Source organism: Alistipes intestinihominis, from assembly GCF_040095975.1.
GTDB classification, from domain to species: Bacteria; Bacteroidota; Bacteroidia; order Bacteroidales; family Rikenellaceae; genus Alistipes; species Alistipes senegalensis.
Genome location: NZ_JBBMFL010000002.1, coordinates 76,975 through 100,505 on the forward strand (window position 1 = coordinate 76,975; position 23,531 = coordinate 100,505).

15 protein-coding genes are annotated in these 23,531 nt (G+C 61.6%); 12 read left to right on the top strand and 3 right to left on the bottom strand.

The features are described 5' to 3' along the window. Positions 1 to 137 precede the first annotated feature (137 nt). The 5 genes from WMO46_RS01995 to WMO46_RS02015 all read left to right on the top strand — a co-directional run bounded on the left by WMO46_RS01995 (position 138) and on the right by WMO46_RS02015 (position 6,633). Positions 138 to 983 carry a prephenate dehydratase gene (locus WMO46_RS01995; protein ID WP_195497864.1) on the top strand — a complete coding sequence of 282 codons (846 nt, stop codon included), beginning with the start codon at positions 138 to 140 and terminating at the stop codon, positions 981 to 983. Positions 984 to 1,014: 31 nt separating this feature from the next. Further along, positions 1,015 to 2,082, top strand: a complete 1,068-nt coding sequence (locus tag WMO46_RS02000; protein ID WP_019151582.1) for a bifunctional 3-deoxy-7-phosphoheptulonate synthase/chorismate mutase type II — start codon at positions 1,015 to 1,017, stop codon at positions 2,080 to 2,082. Between the two features lie 121 nt (positions 2,083 to 2,203). Next, complete coding sequence (locus WMO46_RS02005; RefSeq protein WP_196017829.1) at positions 2,204 to 2,884, top strand: response regulator transcription factor; 681 nt, start codon at positions 2,204 to 2,206, stop codon at positions 2,882 to 2,884. Then, positions 2,862 to 4,310, top strand: coding sequence for a sensor histidine kinase (locus WMO46_RS02010; RefSeq protein WP_349093671.1), 1,449 nt, complete (start codon positions 2,862 to 2,864; stop codon positions 4,308 to 4,310). The genes WMO46_RS02005 and WMO46_RS02010 overlap by 23 nt, the downstream gene beginning before the upstream one ends. A 97-nt stretch (positions 4,311 to 4,407) precedes the next feature. Then, complete coding sequence (locus WMO46_RS02015) at positions 4,408 to 6,633, top strand: inorganic phosphate transporter (RefSeq protein ID WP_019151585.1); 2,226 nt, start codon at positions 4,408 to 4,410, stop codon at positions 6,631 to 6,633. Between the two features lie 269 nt (positions 6,634 to 6,902). On the opposite strand, the gene WMO46_RS02020 is transcribed toward WMO46_RS02015, so the two are convergent. Then, complete coding sequence (locus WMO46_RS02020) at positions 6,903 to 7,298, bottom strand: DUF2721 domain-containing protein (protein ID WP_019151586.1); 396 nt, start codon at positions 7,296 to 7,298, stop codon at positions 6,903 to 6,905. 316 nt (positions 7,299 to 7,614) lie between these two features. Here WMO46_RS02020 and pflB point away from each other — a divergent pair, with 316 nt between their 5' ends. Both pflB and pflA read left to right on the top strand, forming a co-directional pair. Further along, positions 7,615 to 9,843 (top strand): formate C-acetyltransferase, encoded by a 2,229-nt coding sequence (gene pflB, locus WMO46_RS02025; RefSeq protein ID WP_349093672.1) that lies wholly within the window; start codon positions 7,615 to 7,617, stop codon positions 9,841 to 9,843. Positions 9,844 to 9,937: 94 nt separating this feature from the next. Then, positions 9,938 to 10,663, top strand: a complete 726-nt coding sequence (pflA, locus tag WMO46_RS02030; RefSeq protein ID WP_302588742.1) for a pyruvate formate-lyase-activating protein — start codon at positions 9,938 to 9,940, stop codon at positions 10,661 to 10,663. A 75-nt stretch (positions 10,664 to 10,738) separates the two neighbouring features. On the opposite strand, the gene WMO46_RS02035 is transcribed toward pflA, so the two are convergent. Together WMO46_RS02035 and WMO46_RS02040 are read right to left on the bottom strand one after the other, a co-directional pair. After that, positions 10,739 to 11,668 (bottom strand): endonuclease/exonuclease/phosphatase family protein, encoded by a 930-nt coding sequence (locus WMO46_RS02035; RefSeq protein WP_044118773.1) that lies wholly within the window; start codon positions 11,666 to 11,668, stop codon positions 10,739 to 10,741. Positions 11,669 to 11,691: 23 nt separating this feature from the next. Next, the gene (locus tag WMO46_RS02040) at positions 11,692 to 15,066 is read right to left on the bottom strand and encodes a DUF5689 domain-containing protein (protein WP_349093673.1); all 3,375 of its coding nucleotides are present in this window, start codon (positions 15,064 to 15,066) and stop codon (positions 11,692 to 11,694) included. Positions 15,067 to 15,310: 244 nt separating this feature from the next. On the opposite strand from WMO46_RS02040, the gene WMO46_RS02045 reads away from it, so the two are divergent. The 5 genes from WMO46_RS02045 to WMO46_RS02065 all read left to right on the top strand — a co-directional run bounded on the left by WMO46_RS02045 (position 15,311) and on the right by WMO46_RS02065 (position 23,530). Then, positions 15,311 to 18,124, top strand: coding sequence for a SusC/RagA family TonB-linked outer membrane protein (locus WMO46_RS02045; protein WP_349093674.1), 2,814 nt, complete (start codon positions 15,311 to 15,313; stop codon positions 18,122 to 18,124). A 112-nt stretch (positions 18,125 to 18,236) separates the two neighbouring features. Beyond that, a complete protein-coding gene (locus WMO46_RS02050) occupies positions 18,237 to 18,434 on the top strand; it encodes a hypothetical protein (protein ID WP_276715116.1) in 198 nt (65 codons plus the stop codon). 25 nt (positions 18,435 to 18,459) lie between these two features. Beyond that, positions 18,460 to 20,346: a RagB/SusD family nutrient uptake outer membrane protein gene (locus WMO46_RS02055; RefSeq protein ID WP_278819131.1), complete on the top strand. Its 1,887-nt coding sequence runs from the start codon at positions 18,460 to 18,462 to the stop codon at positions 20,344 to 20,346. A gap of 74 nt (positions 20,347 to 20,420) precedes the next feature. Beyond that, complete coding sequence (locus tag WMO46_RS02060) at positions 20,421 to 22,580, top strand: DUF6259 domain-containing protein (RefSeq protein WP_129651451.1); 2,160 nt, start codon at positions 20,421 to 20,423, stop codon at positions 22,578 to 22,580. Between the two features lie 2 nt (positions 22,581 to 22,582). Next, the gene (locus WMO46_RS02065) at positions 22,583 to 23,530 is read left to right on the top strand and encodes an aldose epimerase family protein (protein ID WP_349093675.1); all 948 of its coding nucleotides are present in this window, start codon (positions 22,583 to 22,585) and stop codon (positions 23,528 to 23,530) included. The last annotated feature ends 1 nt before the right edge of the window (position 23,531 follow it).

Consider the following 23,531-nt stretch of genomic DNA (forward strand, 5'->3'; position numbering starts at 1 on the left):
ATTTTTATTACTTTTTCTTTTACGGCAAGGGAAAAAGCGGGATCGCGTGCAATTAACTGTATGAAATTAGAGATATAGATTAATGATGATACGAAAATCCCGCTCGGCCGAGCGGGATTTTCTTTTTCGAACGAACTATGGAACAGATCGCAATACAGGGCATCGCAGGATGCTATCACGAAACGGCAGCGCGCAGCTACTTCAACGACCGGCAGATCGGCATCCTCCCCTGCCTGAGCTTCGACGAACTGTTCGCCCGGATGGCGGCGAACCCCTCGCTGCTGGGCATCGCGGCCATCGAGAACACCATCGCGGGCAGCCTGCTCCCCAACCACGAATTGTTGCAGCAGAGCCGCGCACGGATCATCGGCGAGCAGAAACTCCGCATCTCGCACGTGCTGGCCGCGCTGCCCGGACAGACGCTCGGCGAGATCGGCGAGGTCCACTCCCACCCGATCGCGCTGATGCAGTGCGGCGACTTTCTCAAGGCGCACCCCGCGATGAAGATCGTCGAACGCGACGACACGGCCGGCAGCGCCCGGGAGATCGCCCGGGAGCGGCTCGCGGGAACGGCCGCTATCTGCGGCGCCGATGCGGCGGAACTCTACGGGCTCGAAATCCTCAGCCGCGGCATCGAGACCAACAAACACAACTTCACGCGCTTCCTGCTCCTGGCCGACGAGAGCCGCGCCGCAGCCTTCGCCGACCCCGCGAACACGAACAAAGCCTCGCTGCTCTTCACCCTTTCGCACACCCGGGGAAGCCTCTCGAAAGTGCTCACCGTCCTCTCGTTCTACGACATCAACCTCACCAAGATACAGTCGCTGCCGATCATCGGCCGCGAATGGGAGTACCGCTTCTACGTCGATGTCACGTTCGACGACCCGGTGCGCTATCGGCAGGCCATCGACGCCGCCCGGCCCCTCACCAGCGACTTCCGCATTCTGGGCGAATACGCCGAATGCCCCAACCCCGCAATCTAATACGAATCGAAAACAATAAAATCAGCTCACTATGAACGACATTCAACCCATCACGCTTCCCGGGGTCGATCCCCGGCGACCTTTGGTCATCGCAGGCCCTTGCAGCGCCGAAACCGAAGAACAGGTCATGGAGACCGCCCGCTCGCTGGCCGCAGAGGGATTCCGCATCTACCGCGCCGGACTGTGGAAACCCCGCACCAAACCGGGAGGCTTCGAAGGCGTCGGCGAGGCCGGCATCGCCTGGCTCCAGCGCGTGAAACGGGAGACGGGGATGTACACCGCCACCGAGGTGGCCACCCGCGAGCACGTCGCCATAGCGCTGAAGGGCGGCATCGACCTGCTCTGGATCGGCGCCCGCACGGCGGCCAACCCCTTCGCCATGCAGGAGATCGCCGACGCCCTGCGCGGCGTGGACGTGCCGGTGCTGGTGAAGAATCCCGTGAGCCCCGACCTCGAACTGTGGATCGGCGCCATCGAACGCATCTACAACGCCGGCATCCGCCGCATCGGGGCCATCCACCGCGGCTTCTCGTCGATCGACAAGAACCTCTACCGCAACCATCCGCTGTGGGCCGTGCCCATCGAGCTGCACCGCCGCATCCCGGCGCTGCCGATCTTCTGCGACCCCAGCCACATCGGCGGCAAGCGCGAACTGATCGCCCCGCTCTCGCAGCAGGCCATGGACCTCGGGTTCGGCGGACTGATCGTCGAATCGCACTGCAAGCCCGACTGCGCATGGAGCGACAAGGCCCAGCAGGTGACGCCCGACGCGCTGGCCTACATCATCCGCAACCTCGTGATCCGCGACCAGACGATCACCACCGAGAGCCTCACCGAACTGCGCTCGCAGATCGACAAGCTCGACGACGAACTGCTGGAACTGCTGACCCGCCGCATGCGCGTCTCGCGCGACATCGGGCAGTACAAGAAGGAGCACAACATGCCCGTTCTGCAAGCCCAGCGTTACGACGAACTGCTGGCGCGCCGCGCCGGGCAGGCCGAGCAGATGGGCATGGACCGCGAATTCATGCGCACCGTCCTGCAAGCCATCCACGAAGAGTCGATCCGTCAGCAGATGGAGGTGCTGGGACGGGCGTAAGGGCCCGTTCCGCGGCGGGCCGCAGGAGGGAGCGTTATTACATTTCGGTTAAATATCCCCGCAGGGCGTGTAACAACGGTGAATGTTGCGTAATTTTGAGGCGGATTCAAACCTCGTATGTATGGCAAAACACAAAATCCTGGTGGTCGATGACGAAGAGTCGCTGTGCGAGATCCTGCAATTCAACCTCGAAGTCGAGGGTTACGAGGTCGATGTGGCGTACAGCGCCGAGCAGGCCCTCGGAATGCACCCCGAGCGTTATTCGCTGATCCTGCTCGATGTCATGATGGGCGAAATGAGCGGCTTCCGGATGGCCCGGCTGCTGAAAGACGACCCCGCGACGGCGAAGGTCCCGGTGATCTTCTGCACGGCGAAGGACTCCGAAGACGACACGGTCGCCGGACTGAACCTCGGGGCCGACGACTACATCGCCAAGCCGTTCTCGGTGCGCGAGGTGCTGGCCCGCGTGCGGAGCGTCCTGCGGCGCACGGCCGAAGCTCCGGCGGAGCAGGAGACGGTCGCCTTCGAAGGGCTCGGCATGGACCTCCGGCGCAAGGTCTGCACGCTGGACGGCAAAGAGCTGGCGCTCACCAAGAAGGAGTTCGAGATACTGGCCCTGCTGCTCGCCCACCGGGGCGTGATCTTCTCGCGCGAGGAGATTCTGCGCCGCATCTGGAGCGACGAAGTGATCGTGCTGGACCGCACCGTCGATGTCAACATCACCCGCCTGCGCCGCAAGATAGGCCCCTACGGCGGACACATCGTAACACGGCTGGGCTATGGTTACGGATTTGAAGAGTAGGCTCTCCTACCACCGGAGGCTGTTTCTGCTGCTGCTGCTCTTTTCGTGGACGCTGGTGGCGTGCTTCGTCCTCTTCCAGTACGGCCGCGAGAAGCATTTCAAGGCCGAGCAGCTCAACGCGCGGCTGCAACTCCTCAACCTGCGGATGCTCGACGCCGTGGACGGGGGAACATCTCCCGAAACTTTCGTCGCCCGTCAGGGAAACGCCTTCGGCGACCTGCGCGTGACGATCGTCGGCCTCGACGGCCGCGTTCTGTTCGACAACTCGCTCGACACGCTCCCCGCCGCCAACCACCTCGACCGGCCCGAAGTGGCCGAAGCCGCGGCCCGCGGAACGGGTTACACCATCCGCCGCCACTCCGAGAGCACCCACCGCAATTATTTCTACTCGGCGATGCTCGGCGACAGCTGCATCGTCCGCACGGCCGTGCCCTACTCCGTGCCGCTGAGCGAGGTGCTGGCCGCCGACCGCGAATTTCTCTGGTTCATGCTGGGCGTCACGCTGCTGATGAGCGTCGCGGGGTACTTCGCCACGCGCCGCCTGGGGCAGAACATCACGCGGCTCAACGAATTCGCCGAACGCGCCGAGCGGGGCGAGCGGATCGACGAACGCACGGATTTCCCCCACGACGAACTGGGCGACATTTCGCAGCACATCATCCGCCTCTACGCACGGTTGCAGAAGACCACCGCCGACCGCGACCGCGAGCACGCCCTCGCGCTGCACGAGGAGCAGGAGAAGATCCGCATCAAGAAACAGCTGACGAACAACATCAACCACGAACTGAAAACCCCCGTGGCGGCGATCCAGGGGTATCTGGAAACCCTGCTGGCCAACCCGGACCTCGACGCCGGAAAGCGCACGGACTTTCTGGAAAAGAGCGCCGCGCAGACCGGACGCCTGCGCAGCCTGCTGGCCGACATCTCGACCATAACACGCATGGACGAAGCGAGCCAGCTGATCCGCAAGGAGCCCGTGGTGCTCAACGACCTGATCGCCGAAACGGCCGCCGACATGGAGCTGAAGCCCGCCGAACAACGGCTGCGGGTGAACGTCGATTTCCCCCGGCGGGTCGAGGTCGTGGGCAGCCCCTCGCTGCTGGCGTCGGTGTTCCGCAACCTCGCGGACAACGCCGCCGCCTACTCCGGAGGCCGCGACATCTTCATCCGCCTCGTGGACGACACCCCCGAGGAGTGCACGATCCTCTTCGCGGACAACGGCATCGGCATCGGCAAAGAGCACCTGCCGCACATCTTCGAACGCTTCTACCGCATCGACAAGGGGCGTTCGCGCAAACTCGGCGGCACGGGACTGGGGCTGGCGATCGTCAAGAACGCCGTTGCGATCCACGGCGGCACCATCACGGCCCGCAACCGCGACCGCGGCGGACTGGAATTCGTCTTCACGCTGAAAAAACAGGGCTGACCCGTTTCATTTCACAAACCTGCAACACCCCCGTAACACCTTTGTAATATCCGTTTCGGACCTTTGCGACGATAAGGAACCAAATCGGATAAATCACATGTCCCCTCTTTTCACCGCAATCGTCGTCGTCCTGGCCCTGCTGGCCGTGATGGGCATCGTCGTGGGCGTCGCCAACGACGCCGTCAATTTTCTCAATTCGGCCCTGGGGTCGAAAGTCGCCCCGCGCCGCGTGATCCTCTGGGTCGCGGCCGCCGGAATCCTCGTCGGCACGCTCACATCGAGCGGCATGATGGAGGTCGCCCGCAGCGGCGTCTTCTACCCCGGGCAGTTCTCCTTCCGGGAGATTATGATGCTCTTTCTGGGCATGATGCTGGGCAACGTGCTGCTGCTGGACCTCTACAACACGCTGGGACTGCCCACCTCGACCACCGTGTCGATGGTCTTCGGACTGCTGGGCGCCGCCGTGGCCGCCGCGCTGTTCCGCATCGCCGGCGACCCCGGAACCTCGCTGCACGACCTCTCGCAGTTCATCAACACGGGCAAGGCGATGGTCATCATCGCGGCGATCCTCCTGTCGGTGGCCCTGGCCTTCGCCGCGGGAACCCTCTTCATGTACATCTCGCGGCTGATCTTCTCGTTCCGCTACGCCCCCGCGTTCAGGCGCTGGGGCGCCGTGTGGTGCGGCATCTCGCTCGCCGGCATCCTCTATTTCGCGCTGTTCAAGGGGCTGAAAAGCTCGGGGCTGATCCCCTCCGCCGTCTCGGACTACGTCGGCGAACACGTCGTGCTGACGCTGCTGGCCTTCTGGGCCGCGGCAGCGCTCGTCCTCTATATCTTCCAGCGCATGCGCCTCAATATCATGCGCATCACCATCCTCTCGGGCACCTTCTCGCTGGCGCTGGCCTTCGCGGGCAACGACCTGGTGAACTTCATCGGCGTGCCGCTGGCCGGCTACGACGCCTGGCGGATCGCCGGAGAGGCGGGCAGCGAGACGATGATGATGGGGGCGCTCGAAGGTCCCGCCCGCGCAAACTTCCTGCTGCTGGGCGCCTCGGGAATCATCATGGTGCTGACGCTCTTCTTCTCGAAGAAGTCGCAGCACGTCACCGAAACCGAACTCTCGCTCGCCTCGCAGCACGAGGGCGACGAACGCTTCGGCTCGACCCTCATCTCCCGCAGCCTCGTGCGCGCCACGCTGGTACTGAACACGATGTGGACAGGTCTGATTCCGGCGCGGATGCAGAAAGCCATCGACCGCCGTTTCGAGCCGCTGCCCGCCGAGGAGCGTTCGTCGGCCCCCTACGACATGATCCGCGCCGTGGTGAACCTCACCGCCGCGTCGATCCTGATCGCCATCGCCACCTCCTACAAACTGCCCTTATCGACGACCTACGTGGTCTTCATGGTGGCGATGGGATCGTCGCTCGCCGACCGTTCGTGGGGACGCGAAAGCGCCGTCTACCGCATCACGGGCGTGATGGCCGTGATCTCGGGGTGGTTCATCACGGCGCTCGGGGGATTCCTCATCGCGCTGGCCGTGACGGCCCTGCTGCTGTGGGGCGGCTGGATCGCCGTGGCGGCGCTCACGCTGCTCTGCTTCTGGCTGCTCGTCCGCAGCCACCGCAAGAGCCCCGCGCTGAAAGAGGAGGCCGAAAAAGAACTGCTGCCACTCGACACGGCCGAGACGCCCGACGAGGTGCTGTGCGCCTGCATCGGCGAGGTCTGCACGACGATGCAGGAGGTCACGCGCATCTACAACCGCACGCTGGTCGCCGTCTTCAAGGAGAACCGCAAGGTGCTGAAAGAGATGGTCCGCGACTCGAACAAACTCTTCGAAGAGGCCCGCGCCCGCAAATACGACATCATGCCCACGCTGCGCCGCCTGCAACGCTGCGACATCGATACGGGGCACTTCTACGTGCAGGTCACGGACTATCTCTCGGAGGTGACCAAGGCGCTGATCCACATCACGCGGCCCGCGTTCGAACACATCGACAACAACCACGAGGGGCTGTCGAAGGAGCAGATCGTCGATCTGATGCGCGTGAACGACCAGGTGGAGGCCATCTTCGACAAAATCAACGACATGCTCTCGACGAAGGAGTTCTCGGACCTCGACAAGGTGCTCGAAATGCGCGACCAGCTCTTCGACACGATCGTCGAGGCGATCAAGAGCCAGCTGCGGCGCATCCACAGCAACCCTTCGGGCAGCACCCGCGCCAGCGTGCTCTACCTGACGATCCTCAACGAGACCAAGACGATGATACTCCAGTCGCGAAACCTGCTGAAATCACAACATTATTTCCTGGAACAGCAGAAGTAACACGAATGTAACGGGGCCGTCATTCCGCTGAAACGACGGCCCCGTATCTTTGCAATGTGAAAACCGGAGAACCGGATTCACAAGTTGGTTTTAGGTTACATAAGTAGGTTAGTGGGAGATGCAGTGACGCGATGTCGCGGCATCTTCGTTTATCGGGGGTATTCCCGATAAACGAAGATGCCGCTGGCAAAATATCGACAATCCCTCTAAATCTCCCTTTGAAAAGGGAGACTTAAACACGGCCGGACAATTATCCTGAATCCCGCTTCTTAAACGGACTCCATATCTTTCAGGTGAATATCGAGTGCCCGGACGGAGATCTGAATCTCCCAGAGCGACACGCCCAGCGAAGCGATCAGCAACAGCAGCGCCGCCCCGAAGACATAGGCCGAAAGAAGCAACATCCCCACATAGATCAGAAACATCGTCACCACGCAGAGGAACAGGCTCGAAACGCCCAGCGCCTGCATCGAGCGCGTGAGGTGGAGCCGCCGGCGGAGGTTGTCGATCTGCGCACGCGTGACTTTCGAAGGGTGCTGCAAATGCTGCTCTTTGAGCGTGCGCACCAGCTGCGCATAGGAGAGAAAGCGGTTGGTGTAGGCCAGCAGGATCAGCGATACGGCCGAAAACAGCAGGGCGGGGGTCGTCAAAGTCAATTCTTCCATCGTCGTCGGGATTTTATGCGGTAAAGATACGCAATTTTGCCGAACAAGAAAGCCGTAAAAGCGCAATATCCGCTTCCGAAGCTCTCCGACCTGCCATCGCCCCCTAAAACCCGGCTCTTAGCCGGGACAAAAGCGGAGCCGGAACGTCCGAAATAACGATCGCATCCGAATCCGGACGCACGGGATACCTGATCGTAGGTATTTTTTCAAAAATTTTAAGAAAATGTAAGCACTCTTTCGTTCTTGTGAAAAAAATAACATATCTTTGCAGCCGAAAAGCGACAATTTCAATCTCAAATCGAACAATAACGCAACTATGGAACTGAACAAAACCTTTATCGACGGGCTTTGGAGCAAGGAAATCAACGTGACGAGCTTCGTGCAGACGAACATCACGCCCTACCTGGGCGACGCCTCGTTCCTCCAGGGACCGACCGAGCGTACGAAACACATCTGGAATCTCTGTCTCAAAGCTCTCGAAGAGGAACGTCAGCATAACGGTGTCCGTTCGCTGGACAACAAGACCGTCTCGACCATCACCTCGCACAAGGCCGGCTACATCGACCGCGAAAACGAGCTGATCGTGGGCCTGCAAACCGACGAACTTCTCAAACGCGCCATCAAGCCCTTCGGCGGCATCAACGTCGTGTCGCGCGCCTGCAAGGAGAACGGCGTGGAGGTCGATGAGAAGGTCCGGGACATCTTCACCCACTACCGCAAAACCCACAACGACGGCGTATTCGATGTCTACACCGAAGAGATCCGCTCGTTCCGCTCGCTGGGCTTCCTGACGGGACTGCCCGACAACTACGCCCGCGGCCGCATCATCGGCGACTACCGCCGTCTGGCCCTCTACGGCACCGACCGTCTGATCGAGGCCAAGCAGCAGGACCTGCGTAACCTCACCGGCCCGATGACCGACGCCCGCATCCGCCTGCGCGAAGAGGTCGCCGAGCAGATCAAGGCCTTGAAGGACATCCGCACGATGGGCGAATACTACGGACTGGACCTCAGCCGTCCGGCGCACTCGGCGCAGGAGGCCGTGCAGTGGGTCTACATGGCCTATCTGGCCGCCGTCAAGGAGCAGGACGGAGCCGCCATGTCGCTGGGCAACGTCTCGTCGTTCCTCGACATCTTCATCGAATACGACCTGGCGCACGGCACGATCGACGAGTCGTTCGCCCAGGAGCTGATCGACCAGTTCGTCATCAAGCTGCGCATGGTGCGCCACCTGCGCATGCAGTCCTACAACGACATCTTCGCCGGCGACCCGACGTGGGTGACCGAGGCCATTGGCGGACGCTTCAACGACGGCCGCACGAAGGTCACGAAGACCTCGTTCCGTTTCTTGCAGACGCTCTACAACCTCGGCCCTTCGCCCGAGCCCAACCTCACGATCCTCTGGAGCCCCGAACTGCCCCAAGGATTCAAGGATTTCTGCGCCAAGGTCTCGGCCGACACCAGCTCGATCCAATACGAGAACGACGACCTGATGCGTGAGGTCCGCCACTCGGACGACTACGGCATCGCCTGCTGCGTCTCGTTCCAGGACATCGGCCGCCAGATCCAGTTCTTCGGCGCCCGCACCAACCTGGCCAAAGCCCTGCTGCTGGCCATCAACGGCGGCCGCTGCGAGAACACCGGCACGCTGATGGTCAAGGGCATCCCGGCCCTGTCGGAGGGTCCGCTGCGCTTCGAGGAGGTGATGCGCAACTACAAGATGGTGCTCAAGGAGATCGCCCGCGTCTACAACGAGGCGATGAACATCATCCACTACATGCACGACAAATACTACTACGAGAAGGCCCAGATGGCGTTCGTCGATACCGATCCCCGCATCAACCTCGCCTATGGCGTGGCGGGTCTTTCGATCGCCCTCGACTCGCTCTCGGCCATCAAATATGCCAAGGTGACGGCCCGCCGCAACGCCGAGGGGCTCACCGAAGGCTTCGACATCGAAGGCGAATTCCCCTGCTACGGCAACAACGACGACCGTGTCGATCACCTGGGCGTGGACCTCGTCTACTACTTCAGCGAGGAGCTCAAAAAACTGCCCGTCTACAAGAACGCCCGCCCGACGCTGTCGCTGCTCACGATCACCTCGAACGTGATGTACGGCAAGAAGACCGGCGCGACGCCCGACGGACGCCTCAAGGGCGTGGCCTTCGCCCCGGGAGCCAACCCGATGCACGGCCGCGACAAGAGCGGCGCCATCGCATCGCTCGCCTCGGTGGCCAAGATGCGCTACCGCGACTCGCAGGACGGTATTTCGAACACCTTCTCGATCGTCCCCAAATCGCTGGGCCCGACGGCCGAGGAGCGCATCGACAACCTCGTGACGATGCTCGACGGCTACTTCACGAAGGGTGCCCACCACCTGAACGTCAACGTGCTGAACCGCGAGATGCTGGAAGACGCCATGAAGCACCCCGAGAAGTATCCGCAGCTGACGATCCGCGTTTCGGGCTATGCCGTGAACTTCACGAAGCTGAGCCGCGAACACCAGCTGGAGGTCATCAGCCGCAGTTTCCACGAACGGATGTAGCGGCTTAAGAAGCCGCTTTCAGGGGCGGAGGCCGGATTCGCATACCGGAACCCTGTCTGCGCCCGAACCCCTCATTCAAAAACAAGGAACAATCATGCTTCGTGTACATTCTTACGAATCGATGGGAACTTTCGACGGGCCGGGACTCCGGCTCGTCGTTTTCCTGCAAGGCTGCAATTTCCGCTGTCTCTACTGCGCCAATCCCGACACGATCGAAGCCGGGGAGGGCAAACCGACCGACCCTGCGGAGATTCTGCGCATGGCCGTCGATCAGAAACCGTTCTACGGCAAACGCGGCGGCGTGACCTTCTCGGGCGGCGAACCCACGTTCCAGGCCGCGGAACTCGTTCCGCTGGTCCGCGCGCTGAAAGAGGCCGGCATCCATGTCTGCATCGACTCGAACGGCGGGGTGTGGAACCCGGCCGTCGAAAAGCTGCTGGGGCTGGTCGATCTGGTGCTGCTGGATGTGAAACAGGCCGATCCCGAACGCCACCGCGCCCTCACCGGACGCGAGAACACGCAGACATTGCGGACGGCCGCATGGCTCGAAGCCCACGGAAAACCGTTCTGGCTGCGCTATGTGCTCGTTCCGGGTTACAGCGACGCCGAAGCCGACATCCGCACGCTGGGGGAGCGTCTCGGAGGTTACAAATCCGTGGAGCGGGTCGAACTGCTCCCCTACCACACCCTCGGGGTCCACAAATACGAGGCGATGGGGCTGGAATACAAGCTCCGCCACGTGCGGGAGAACACCCCCGAAGAGCTCGACCGCGCGGCGGCCCTGCTGCGGGAATACTTCCCGACGGTCATCGTCAACTGACCGCGTTCCGAAAACACGGAACCGCCCCGGCTCCTGAGAGCCGGGGCGGTTTTCGTCTGAAAAGCGAGCTTCGGGTCAGAACAGCACCGTCAGCAGGATCGGATAATGGTCGGAAACATACTTCACCCCGTAATTGTCGGTCAGCGTGCGGAACGACATGGCCATCGTCACGTTACGGTAGAAGATATGGTCGAGATTGCGGCTCGGCGCGGCCGTTCCCTTGCCGAAGTTGTTGAAACTGTAAGCATCCCCCGTAGGAGCGATGTCGCGGCCCGATTTCATCCAGTCCCGGTAGGGTTTCAGCGCACGCACGCCGTCGGCGTTGGCCGAACCGTCGGCGGCCTTCTCCGAACAGTTCATGTCGCCCACGATAAAGCACATCGCCGACTCGCCCGCGATTTTCTTCATCCGCTCGACATTGAGGTTGGCGCTGTTGATGCGCGCCTGAATATAGGGCTCGTTGGGATAGCTGGAATTGGTGCGCACGGGCATGTGCGTCGAGAGGAAGAAAAACTCCTTGCCGGTCTCCTTCTCTTTCAGGTGAACCCAAACCGAAGTCCGCCACTGCGAATCGCCCACGTCCCAGCAGCGGGAGGGCTCGTCGGGGGTCGGGCTGAGGAAGAAATAGCCGTCGTTAACCTTCGTGAAGCGGTCCTGACGATAGATCAGGCAGGTGTTTCCGCCCGTTCCGGCCCCTGTTCCGGGAACCTCCAGATAGCCGTAGTTCGGCAGGTTGTTTTTCAGATAGGTCCGCTGTTCCGTGCGCGGCTCCTGCAAGCCGACCACATCGGGCTGAACCGTGTTGATCATCTTCACGACGGCCGCCTTGCGTACCTCCCAGTTCGTGTCGCCCTCATCGTTGGCGCTGTTGTAGCGGACATTGAACGACATTATTTTCAGCGTGTTCGATTCGCCTTTGTCGGGTCCGGGTCCGTCATCCTTACTCGACGAGCACGCCAGGGCGCACATTGTAATTCCACAAAGCAGATACTTCAGTGTTTTCATAGCTTTTTTTATAGTTATTCAGGTTAGTCCTTCGTAATCACGATGTCGTCGATGTAACGGCGGCCGGTACCTCCGATCGTAATCCGGGTCTCTTTCGTAGCCCCCGTAACCTTCACCGTCACAGGATACCATTTATAATAGGCATCCTCCATCGCTTTGGCCTCCGCTTCGGTAGCGGGTTTACATTCCGCCGGCAACGAAGCCAGTTCGTGAACGGGTTCAGCGGCAATGCCCGCACCCTCGGCCGTTACGGTCAGCGTATTCGTATCGGGCAGGTAAGACTTGCTGCCGCCCATATGATATGCGGCCTTGAAAGAGACCGTAATATCGGCAGGCGTTTCACCCAATGCTTCCAGAGCCGGAGTAGTGATACTTCCCGCACTGGTGGCACTCGACCCGAGACGAATATACCCCGGCAGTTCGAAAGCAGACGCAGCAGCCCAACCCTCCGGAACAGCATACGCATTAGGCGCATTTTTGTCGGCACTCATCTGCCAGGTCGGAATGAAATAATCATGTCCCAGGAACGCATCGTCAAAACCTTCGGTCAGCAGCACGTTCTCACCCGACGGCAGCGTAGAAGTGTGATAAGCGCGTTTCTCATGGGTGGCAAGATAGAAAGCATGCTGGAGCAGAAGCGGCGCATCGGTCTTGATTCCGGTTTCCGGATAAAGGGCAGTCGTATTGTCCGCCTGCACGATCTTGACATAGATAAAGTCTCCTTCTGCCACAGCCTTGCTTTCCGGCACATTGAAATAGGCCATCTTGTAACCGCCGCTGTTGGCTGTCGTCGGGATGGTGAAGACCTCGGCGCCATCGCCCGTATAGGGGCCAACCAATACACGCACTCCGTCGTACCAATCGGTATTGTTATTACTCCACTTGATTTTGTACTTCGCGGGCACATATCCTTTTACGCTCTTATTCGAGAACATACCGAAACCGAAGCGCAGGTTGCCCACGATACGCGACGTTGCCTTGATCTTGAACACCAGACCATTGTCCTGCCAGTTATCACCGCCCCAGCCGGTAGTCTGGAAGCGACCGTCGTAGGGAGTATCCTTACAGGTCAGTTCAGCAGTGGTCAGATCTTCATTCCCGACCTTGTAGATCGAACAACCGTTGTCATAGTTCAGCGTCTTGCCCGCAGCGTCATATGTGACATTGTAAACCGACGGCGTCCCGCCCAGCAACATTTTGAGCATACCGCAGATCGGCGTAATGGCGTAGACGGCTTCGCCGAAACGGGTTCCGGTCATGGCCGCAAGATCGGCCGCGGAGGTCGGCAGCAGGAACGATGCCCCGGCGAGTCCCTTCACCACGCCGCGCTTCTGCGGAACCGCCGTCGAGGCGAACGACGCCGAAGCATAGGTCTTCATCGTATAGGCGCTCTTGTCTTCCAGTTCGAGCGTGACGTTCCCGCTCAGGGTCTTCGACAGATCGGCGTCGATCACCTGCGATTCGGGCAGCGTGACGAGCATCGCCTCGTAGGTCCCGGCCGTCAGTTCGGCCACCGAGACGGCCCGTGCGGCGGGCACTTCGGAAGCGGCCGCGGTTTTGGTCACCTTGTCGGCGGCCGTCGGCGTCACCACCAGCAGCCCGTCGGCATCGGCAGCGAGCCGGGCATCCTTCACGACCACCTCGACCTGATCGCCCACGGCGAGGCCGTGATCCGCCAGTTCGACGAAGATGCCGGCGTCGGCATCCTGCACGGCGAAGCAGCCGGCCGGAACGTTGTCCACGGCCACCACGCGGCCCTGTATATAATAGTTGTCGCTGATCGTCACCGCTTCGGAGCCCTTCATGGCGCGGACGGCCGAAATATCGGACTTCACGGGATCGTCGGCGCTCGGACGCTGCGGCTCGCCCTCGACTTCGAGCACGATGTCGTCGAGGAAGAAGCGCACGTCGTCCGTGCTGGAGGCCATGTCGGCCGACGTGATGGTGATCTCCGTTTCGGGCTTCGCGTTGCGCACATAGACCGTAAAGGGCTTGAACTCGTTGTCGGCCACCCCTTCGAGCGTGCCGCCTTCGACCGTCGCACCGCTCTCGGCGTCAGCCTTCACGACCACGCCCGGATCGGTCGGCTTGCCGTAGGCGTCGATCATCGCCGAAGCGAGGAAGGTGAGTTTGAGATCGCACTTCGAAATGCGCATCGCCTCAAAACGCGACGCCAGTTTGATCGTGTAGGCCCCCTGCGTGTAGCGGGTGATGAGAGCCTCGTCGCCGCGGCCCACTTGCAGGAAGCCCGGACGGCTCCAGCAGGAGACCACATTCACGATGCCGGACTGTTCGCGCGGCAGCGCATAGGCTCCGTCGTTCCACGACGACATGAAGTCGAGCGGGATGTCGATATAGGCGGCTTTGGCGTCGATCACGTCGTCGAAACCGGTCGAGAAGACCACTTTGTCGTTGTCCATCGCCGGAACCGTCGTAGGCTCGGCCTGGGCCTTCGTGATGCAGAACGCACTCTGATAAGCAACGGTCTGGTTCGAGGCCGAGGTGCTCGCCTTGGAGCCGTCGGTGCAGCGGTGGCGAATCCAGAGTTTGCCGCCGGCCGGAATCTTCTTGTCGGCCGGAATGGTGAAGTCGATCGTCTTCCAGACGGCGTCCGAAACTCCGCCGGAGCAAGTGCCGTCGAACTTCGTCCAGCTCTCACCGTCGGCGCTCCACTCGAAGACCCAGGCATGCCCGGCACTCTGGGTGCCGTCGCGGCGGCTGCCGTAGGAGTAGCGCAGGTCGCCCGAGAGCTCCTCCTTCACCGGAATTTCGAGCTGGAGGGCATCGCCGGTCTCCCACTCCCCGATGACGACGCCCCGCTGGAAATACCAGTTCGTCGTGGGATTGGTGTGGGTCTTGGTGCTGAACTCCATCACGGTCGGAGAACCCGTCCGGCGCAGGATCATGCCGTCGTCGAAGTAGCAGACAGCCCCTTCGATAAAGGCATTGTCCAGCGCGAGGGCGGCATCGATGGCGAACGTCTGGGAGATCGGGAAATCGTACCCGTCGCCGCCGCCGATCGTGCCGGCGCTCTGCGACAGCAAGACCGAAACCGCGGAGGACTCCGATTCGGTGATTACATTGACATAGGTGCTGCGCGCGCTGGTCGAACGGTTGCGGGCGACTTTGAGCGTCACCGCGGTGTTGCCCATGCCGCTGGTCTCGCTGGCCGTGACCCAGCGAACCGACTCGCCGGTCTCGGGATCGGTGAAATTGATGCGCCAATAGGCGTTGCTGGTCACGTTGAGGGTCAGATCCTCGCCCGCTCCGTCGGCGGTCAGGCTCTCCTGCTGAATGCCTACCCGGCCGACGCTATCGACTTCCGGGTCGTCGGAACAGGAAGCCCCGGCAGCCAGCAGAGCCGCCGCCGTGCATATCCATAACAAGTACTTTTTCATAAGTGTAAGTAAAGGTTCGTTTAAGGTTTCAACAATCCGGACGAAGTGCATAAGCCTCTCCTGCCCGGCGGTCCTCGTTACATTTTGGTGACATTCCGCGAAAAAATTCAAAAAAGATCGTCTTTTCTTTGGAATATCAAATATTACGTTTATTTTTGTACCACACTAAACCACACTAAATCCGTCCGTCTTATCTGTTGTGTGGTGTGGTGTACAGCGCAAATATACTACTAATTCTAAAAAGATGAAAAAAAGTTACGATGAATTTCAAAGAAAGTGCGATTTTCGGATGATCGCGGCTTTCTGTGCGCTTCTGGCAGCGATTCTATTTTCGCCATCGTACGCTTCGGCCCAGAACTTCACCATTCAGGGAAGCGTAAAGACCGAGAAAGGGGAGCCGGTTCCCGGCGCTACCATCATTCTCTCGGGAACCCAGCAGGGCGTAACGACCGACGCTCAGGGCAACTTCTCCCTGCGGCTGGCCAAAAAGCCCGCCGCGGATGCGTCGCTCCTCGTCTCCTACCTGGGCTACAAGTCCCAGACTCTGCCCATCGGCAGCCGCACGTCGTTCGACATCGTGCTCCAGGAGGAGAGCACCTCGATGGACGAAGTGGTTGTCGTGGGCTACGGCACCATGCGGAAAAAGGACCTGACGGGGTCGCTCTCCTCGATCGGAGGCGAAGCGATCCTCAACCGTCAGACCCCGACCATCTCGCAGGCCCTTCAGGGCGCCATGCCGGGCGTGACGGTCACCCGCACCAACTCGGCGCCGGGCGGCTCGGCCACGATCCGCATCCGCGGCATCACCTCGATGACCGACGGCGCGTCCGACCCCTACGTGCTGATCGACGGTGTGGCCGGCTCGATCGACGACGTAAACCCCAACGACATCGAGAACATCACCGTCCTGAAAGACGCCGCATCGGCTTCGATCTACGGATCGCAGGCAGCGGCGGGCGTCATCCTGATCACCACCAAGCGTGCCGGCAAGTCGGGCGCGAGCGTTACCTATAACTATACGCTCGGACTCGACTTCCAGTCCCAAGAGCCGAAGTACATGAACGCCTCCGACTACATGGCGGCGGTCAACGAACTGCGTTACAACGACCTGCCCTCGGGCGGCTGGTACCAGGACTACTCCCGCGAATACGTCGAGAACTACACGCTGCTCAACCGGGAGAATCCGGACCTCTATCCGAACGTAGACTGGATGGATCTGATACTCAAAGACGTGGGCGTGCGCCATTCGCACAGCCTCACGATCCAGTCGGGCGGCGACAAGCGCAGCTCGGTGCTGAGCCTGGGCTTCGACGACGTCGACGGCCTGTTCCGCAAGAACCTCTCGTGGAAGCGTTACACGGCCCGCCTGAACAACGACATACAGGTATTCAAATGGATGAAGGCTTCGGCCGACATCTCGCTGCGCTACACCGACCAGCTCAACCCCCATTCATCGCCCTCAGGCACCATGCGCTACATCCCGCCCATCTACCAGGCCAAGTGGAGCGACGGGCGCTACGCCCCGGGCAAGGACGGCGTGAATCCCTATGCAGCCCTGATGTCGGGCGGCGAGAAGGAGACCGACAAGTACCTGGCCAACGCCAAGTTCCAGTTGGACATCACCCCCGTCAAGGGACTGACCGTCACGGGCATCTTCTCGCCCCAGTTCTCCTACACCAAGATCAAGGACTTCCAGCGCCAGACCTCCTATTTCAGCTATCAGGAGGAGAGCCTCACCAGTTCGAAATACATCAGCAGCGCCCTGACCACGGAACTCGAAGAGGACCGCGGCGACACCTTCGCCCACACCACGCAGGTCTATGCCAACTACCGGCACACCTTCGGCGAGGACCACAACTTCAGCGCCATGATCGGTTACGAGAACTACTGGTATCAGGAGGGTACGATCGTGGCCAAGAACACGTCGTACGCCCACTCGCTGATCCCCGACCTGAACGCCGGCAACTCCGACGGCGTCACGGCCAACTCGAAGAACATCAACGAACTGGCCCGCCGCTCCTATTTCGGCCGCCTGATGTACAACTACAAGTCGAAATACTACGTTCAGGGCAATATCCGCCGCGACGGCTCCTCGCGCTTCGCGCCCGACTGCCGCTGGGGCACGTTCCTCTCGGCCTCGGCGGGCTGGGTCTTCACCGAGGAGAAATTCATGGAGGGCGCCCGCAAGGTCCTCGACCACGGCAAGCTGCGCCTCTCCTACGGCGAGCTGGGCAACGAGCGCATCAAGGGCTACTACCCCTATCAGGCCGTGCTGGCCAACAATCACACGATGGGCTACGTAGGTTCGACCCTGACGGGCCTGTCGGGCTATGCGCAGGCCGCCGCCATCGTCACGGACATCACCTGGGAGACCACCTCGACCTTCGACGTGGGCGTCGATCTCTCGCTGTTCCGCAACCGCCTGTCGGTGACCGGCGACTGGTATTACAAAAAGACGCGCGACATGCTCCTGCAAGTCCCCATCGCCCCGATCATGGGACTCTCGGACCCCTACGACAACATCGGCGACATGAACACCAAAGGCTGGGAGATCACCCTCGGCTGGCGCGACAACATCGGCGATTTCAGCTACGGACTCACGTTCAACCTTTCGGACGACGTTTCGAAGATGGGTTACATCGGCAACAAGGAGGTCATCTCGAACGGCAAGATCATCCGCGAGGGCGAGGAATACCAATCGTGGTACGGCTACGTCAGCGAGGGCCTCTACCAGACCCCCGAAGAGGTTGCGAATTCGGCGACCATGGGTTCCTACGTCTCCCCGGGCGACATCCGCTACCGGAACTTCGGCGACGGCGACCCGAACAATCCGCTCATCTCGACGGACTACGACCGCCGGGTGTTAGGCTCCTCGCTCCCGCACTTCAACTACGGCGGTTCGGTCGATCTGGCCTGGCGCGGCATCGACTTCAACCTGACGTTCCAGGGCGTCGGCCAGCGCAACTCCTATCTGACGGACGAGATGGTGCAGCCGCTCCGCGGTCAGTGGTATAACTTCGCCACCTACATCGGGGGGGGGGAATTCGTGGAGCCGTAAAAACACCATCGAACAGAACAAGCGCGCCAAATACCCGCGTTATTCGTGGGCCAGCGCGAACAACAACTATGCGATCTCCGACTACTGGCTCTTCGACGGCTCCTACTTCCGCGTGAAAAACATCTCGCTGGGCTACACCCTGCCCCAGAAGTGGATGAGCAAAATCCACGTCAAGAGCCTGCGCTTCGCCGTGACGCTCACCGACTTCTTCACCCACAGCCACTTCCCCGAGGGCTGGGACCCCGAGGTCGGCACCACCGGCTATCCCATCACCAAATCGGTACTCTTCTCCGCACAGCTCAAATTCTAACGTCGCATCAAAGAGAGAAAAGCATATGAAAACCATTAAAATCGCATTATTCGCCCTGGCCGGCAGCCTGGCAGTTTCGTGCAGCGACCTGGACCTTTCGCCCAGGGACAAGGCGGCCAGCGGCTCGTGGTTCCAGACGGCCGAGCAGTTCGAACTGAACCTCAACGCCCTGCTCCACCACACCTACTGGCCCATGGAACGCAACGAATGGACCTCCGGCAACCAGACCGAGCTGGACATGCTGACCGACGACGGGCAGAACCGCAACTCCCCGGGCCGTTTCCTGATCGACGGCGTGAACTCCGACTTTCCGCTCTCGGTCCGCATGTGGGACATCACCTACACGGGCATCAACCGCTGCAACAAGATCATCACCGAGCTCCGCAAGCACGAAGGCCGGATCGAACAGGCCCGCTACGACCGCATCATGGCCAACGCCCGCTTCTACCGCGCCTGCTTCTACGCCCGCATCATGATCCACTTCGGCGATCCCGTCGTCGTTCCGGAAGATATGGACATGGACTCCGAGCAGGGCCGCGAAAGCGCCTATGAACTGACCCGCAGCGATATGTGGACCGTTCTTCCCGACATTCTCAAAGAGTTCGACGACGTAGCGCCGATCCTGCCCGTATCCTACGGAGGCGAGATCGAGCGCGCCACGCGCGGCGCGGCCTACGGCATGAAGGCCCGCTTCGCCCTCCACTTCGCGTCGATCCGCAAATGGGACTCGACCGAACGGGGCGGTTTCGGCGACGACGATCCGGCCGAGGCCGAGAAGCTCTTCAAGGAGGCCCGCGACGCCGCCTGGAACTGCATGCAGCTGAATGCCTACACCCTCCATTCGGATTTCGGACAGCTGTTCCGCAACGCCACGAAACACTCGCCCGAGGGCATCTTCAACATTCCCCGCTCAAAAGCGCTGTCGAACGACTCGAAATACCAGTATCTCGGCGGTCAGGCCTGCACGGCCAAACTGCCCCGTCTGTCGGGAGCCCCGACCTGCACGACCTGCCTGCCTTCGTGGTACCTCCTCTGCGCGTTCCTCGACGATCAGGGCAAGCCCATCGACGAATCGACGGTCTACGACCCCCACAAACCGTTCGAGCACCGCGACCCGCGCTGCACCTATACCATCGTGGAGCACGGCACGCAGCATCTGGGCGTGATCTTCGACCCGCATTTCGACCGGGACAAGGTGTACAGCTCGCGCGAAGGGGCGGAAGTGGTCAACAACGACTCGCGCTCCTACAAGATTCAGGGCACCTCGAACCAATACGCCTCCTACAACGGTCTGGTGCTGAAAAAGCACGTCGATGAGGACTGGCTGGCTCCGTTCGAGCCCGAGAACGACAAGCTCATCCTGCGCTACGCCGATGTCCTGCTGATGTACGCCGAGGCGAAGATCGAGCTGAACGAGATCGACGATACGGTGCTCGACGCCATGAACCAGGTCCGCGCCCGCGCCTACAAGGCGTCCGTCACGGCCACCTCCGACTATCCGGCCATCACCGAGCGGTCGCAGGACAAGCTCCGCACGATCCTGCGCACCGAGCGCCGCATGGAGTTCGCTTTCGAAAACCTGCGCCTGTACGACATCTGGCGCTGGCGCATCGCCGAGAAGGTGCTCAACCGCCCCTGGATCGGACTGCCGAAGAAAGACCAAAAGCTCCAGCGCGCCTACATCGACAACAACATGTGGTTCCACGGGGCCGTGCCTCAGGTGGACGAGGACGGATGCGTCGATTTCATGGCCCCCGTGGCCAAAGGCGCCGCCGACTTCTTCAACAGCAACGCCTACGCACAGATTCTCGCCGAATGCAAGTTCGTGGCTCCGAAGAGCTATCTGTGGCCTCTCCCGACCACCACGATGCAGGTCATGAAGAACATCAAGGAAAACAACCCGGGTTACTAACTCACAAAGCCGGACCCGCCGGGCGCCCTTCGCGGGGCGTCCGGCGCCGGTGCGGCGACAACGCGAAGAGACACATGAACAAAATGGTGAAATTGCTGCTCGCATGCACGGGCATCCTGCTGTTCCCGGCCGCCGGGGCAGCTCCGAAAGAGCACACGCTCCGAAACGACAAACTGCAAGTCTCGATCGACGACCGGGGCCGCCTGACCAGCATCAGGAACCTCGAAACCGGCCGGGACTACGCCGGCGGCGACTATCTCTGGCGCCTCTACTACGACACGCAGAAGGCCAAGGAAATCGAGGTGCTGCCCGGGGAGCAGACGCCCCGCATCTCGCGCCGGGGCGACACGCTGACACTGACCTACGACCGCCTGAACGCCACCGACTTCACCACCCGCGAAGCCGTGAAGCTCGACATGCGCCTCACGCTCGACATCACGCTCGAAGGCGACGAGGTGCGTTTCGCGTCGAAGATCGAGAACGGCCAGCCCCACACGATCGTCCGCGAACTGCACTACCCGCTGGTGGGCGGCATGCCGCTTCCCGAAGACCACAAGCTGCTGCTCACCCACACCGGAGGCCAGCTGTACGACGATCCCAAAGGCATGATTTTCCGCCACAGCAACGCTTCGCCCTACAAGACCCCGGCGCAGAAGTTCCGCCAGATGGACGCCAAATACCCCATGCGCACCGTCACGGGCGGCACGGGCGGCTGCATGGCCTCGAACTGCTTCGCCTACGTGGGCGACAGCGAGGGAATCTATTTCGGCAGCCACGACACGACGTTCCAGGACACGGGGCACGGACTGCGCCTCTACCCCGACGCCGAAGGCGAATTCACGCGGCTGGAATCGGGATTCTACAAGTTCCCGCACTGCTTCGCCGGCGAAACGTGGACGTGCGACGCCAACGTCATAGCCCCCTACACAGGTTCGTGGCACGAGACCTCGAAGCACTACCGCCGCTGGGCCGACACGTGGTGGGACCACCGCGACGCGCCGATGTGGGTCAAGAAGATGCGCAGCTGGCAGCGGATCATCTTCCGCCACCAGTACGGCGAACTGCTGTTCAAGTACACCGACCTGCCGGGCCGCATCAAGGATGTCGGCGAGAGCGTCGGGGCCGACGCCGTCTTCACCTTCGGATGGTGGGAGACGGGCATGGACCACGGCAATCCCCACTACAACGCCGATCCCGCGCAGGGCGGCGACGCAGGCTGGAAAAAGGCCATCGCCGACTACAAGAAGGACGGCGGCAAGGTGCTGCTCTATTTCAACGGCAAACTGATCGACCGCGAGAGCGAGTTCTACAAGAGCGGCCGGGGCAAGGAGATCTGCTACCGCGACAACACGGGCGCCGAGCTCTTCGAACAGTACCGCTTCACGGGTCAGGGCACGTTCCTGGCCGACTACAACGCCCGCACGTTCGTCGTGGCCGACACCCGCGCGCCGATCTGGCGCAAGATGCTGCTCGAATGGGCCGACCGCGCCCGCGAGTACGGTGCCAACAGCGTCTTCTACGACCAGCTCGGATACGGCGAACGCGCCACCAACTGGGACCTGAGCCGGGAGTTCCCGGTGCCCAACATGCGGGTGATCGCCGACAAGGCCGAGGTGCTGAAAATGGTCCGCGACCGCAACGTCAGCTTCGACCCCGAGTTCGCGCTCGGCACAGAGTGGCTGACCGATGTCACGGCGCAGTACTGTGACTACATCCACATCTATCAGGTCACCGCCGGCAAGTACAGCTTCATCGACTGGTTCCGCTACACGTTCCCCGAGATCATCATCTCCGACCGCGAGATCCGCGACGACACGGACATCGAACGCCGTGTGAACAACACGCTGCTGAAGGGGCTGCGCAACGACATCGAGATCTACCGCTGCCGCGACCTGATCGACAAGACACCGCATTATCAGGCTTATCTGGCCCAGGTCAACGCCATCAAGGGCAAGTACGAAGACCTGCTGCTGGTCGGCACCTACCGCGACACGGAGGGCTTCACGCTGTCGAACCCCGGCATCGAGGCGCGCGCCTACACCAACGGCGACGGCATGGCCGTAGTGGCCACCCGCACGCAGGAGGGGGCCGCCGTGAAGGGCGTGATCGAGGTTCCGGGCTACCGTTTCACGGAGGCTTCGACGCTGGGCGGCGCACGGGTTTCGGCCGACGGCCGCGAAGTGACGCTGGGGCAATACGACCTCGCCGTGCTGGTTTACGAAAAGACGAAATAACCATGCGCGAGCTGCAACCGAATGCAACGACGAGAGCTTCCGGCACCCGGGTGTCGGAGGCTCCCGCCCTGCGCATCGCCAACCGCCACGTCTCGGCCGTGGTGTGCCTCCCCGACGCCGAATGCGGCTACTACCGGGGCACGCGCTTCGACTGGAGCGGCGTCGTGCGCGACCTGCGCAGCCGGGGACACCGCTACGTCTCGGAATGGCAGCCCCGGCACGATCCCCTGCGGCACGACGGACTGACGGGCCCCGCGGACGAATTCACCCAGATCGGTTACGAACAGGCGCGTCCCGGGCAGGAGTTCCTCAAAATCGGGGTCGGCACGCTGCGCAAATTCTCCGACCAGCCCTACGACCGCTTCCGGCTCTACGAGATCGTCGATCCCGGCATTTGGGAGACGACCGCCGAGCGCGACCGCGTGGAGTTCCGCCACCGGCTGCTGAGCGACGAATACGGCTACGACTACCGCAAGACGCTGCGGCTGACCGACGCCCCGGGCCTGCGGATCGAGTACACGCTCAAAAACCTCGGTCCCGCGCCGCTCACGGGCCATGTCTACAACCACAACTTCTTCACGCCGGACCGCATGGCCACGGGCCCCGACACCTCGATCCATTTCCCGTTCCGCCCCGGGGGAACGTGGCGCGAGGCTTACGACAGCGTGGCGCTGACGCCCGACGGCATCGCTTTCAGCCGTCCGCTGAACCCCGGCGAATCGGTCTTCATGGGCGACCTCCACGGTCATGACCCCGAGGCCCGGGAGTACGGATTCAGTCTCCGCAACCTCCGCACGGGTGCGGGCATCCGGGTTTCGGGCAGCGGAAAGCTGTCGCACATGGTCTTCTGGGCCTGCCCCACGGCGGCCTGCCTCGAACCCTACACCCCGTTCCGGGTCTTTCCCGGGGAGACGGGCGTATGGCACATCGACTACGAACTGCTGGTATGAG

Excerpts from the sequence above, each read along its gene's own strand:
- WMO46_RS01995 (WP_195497864.1), top strand. The coding sequence starts at position 138 with ATGGAACAGATCGCAATACAGGGCATCGCAGGATGCTATCACGAAACG.
- WMO46_RS02000 (WP_019151582.1), top strand. The coding sequence starts at position 1,015 with ATGAACGACATTCAACCCATCACGCTTCCCGGGGTCGATCCCCGGCGA.
- WMO46_RS02005 (WP_196017829.1), top strand. The coding sequence starts at position 2,204 with ATGGCAAAACACAAAATCCTGGTGGTCGATGACGAAGAGTCGCTGTGC.
- WMO46_RS02010 (WP_349093671.1), top strand. The coding sequence starts at position 2,862 with ATGGTTACGGATTTGAAGAGTAGGCTCTCCTACCACCGGAGGCTGTTT.
- WMO46_RS02015 (WP_019151585.1), top strand. The coding sequence starts at position 4,408 with ATGTCCCCTCTTTTCACCGCAATCGTCGTCGTCCTGGCCCTGCTGGCC.
- WMO46_RS02020 (WP_019151586.1), bottom strand. The coding sequence starts at position 7,298 with ATGGAAGAATTGACTTTGACGACCCCCGCCCTGCTGTTTTCGGCCGTA.
- pflB (WP_349093672.1), top strand. The coding sequence starts at position 7,615 with ATGGAACTGAACAAAACCTTTATCGACGGGCTTTGGAGCAAGGAAATC.
- pflA (WP_302588742.1), top strand. The coding sequence starts at position 9,938 with ATGCTTCGTGTACATTCTTACGAATCGATGGGAACTTTCGACGGGCCG.
- WMO46_RS02035 (WP_044118773.1), bottom strand. The coding sequence starts at position 11,668 with ATGAAAACACTGAAGTATCTGCTTTGTGGAATTACAATGTGCGCCCTG.
- WMO46_RS02040 (WP_349093673.1), bottom strand. The coding sequence starts at position 15,066 with ATGAAAAAGTACTTGTTATGGATATGCACGGCGGCGGCTCTGCTGGCT.
- WMO46_RS02045 (WP_349093674.1), top strand. The coding sequence starts at position 15,311 with ATGAAAAAAAGTTACGATGAATTTCAAAGAAAGTGCGATTTTCGGATG.
- WMO46_RS02055 (WP_278819131.1), top strand. The coding sequence starts at position 18,460 with ATGAAAACCATTAAAATCGCATTATTCGCCCTGGCCGGCAGCCTGGCA.
- WMO46_RS02060 (WP_129651451.1), top strand. The coding sequence starts at position 20,421 with ATGAACAAAATGGTGAAATTGCTGCTCGCATGCACGGGCATCCTGCTG.
- WMO46_RS02065 (WP_349093675.1), top strand. The coding sequence starts at position 22,583 with ATGCGCGAGCTGCAACCGAATGCAACGACGAGAGCTTCCGGCACCCGG.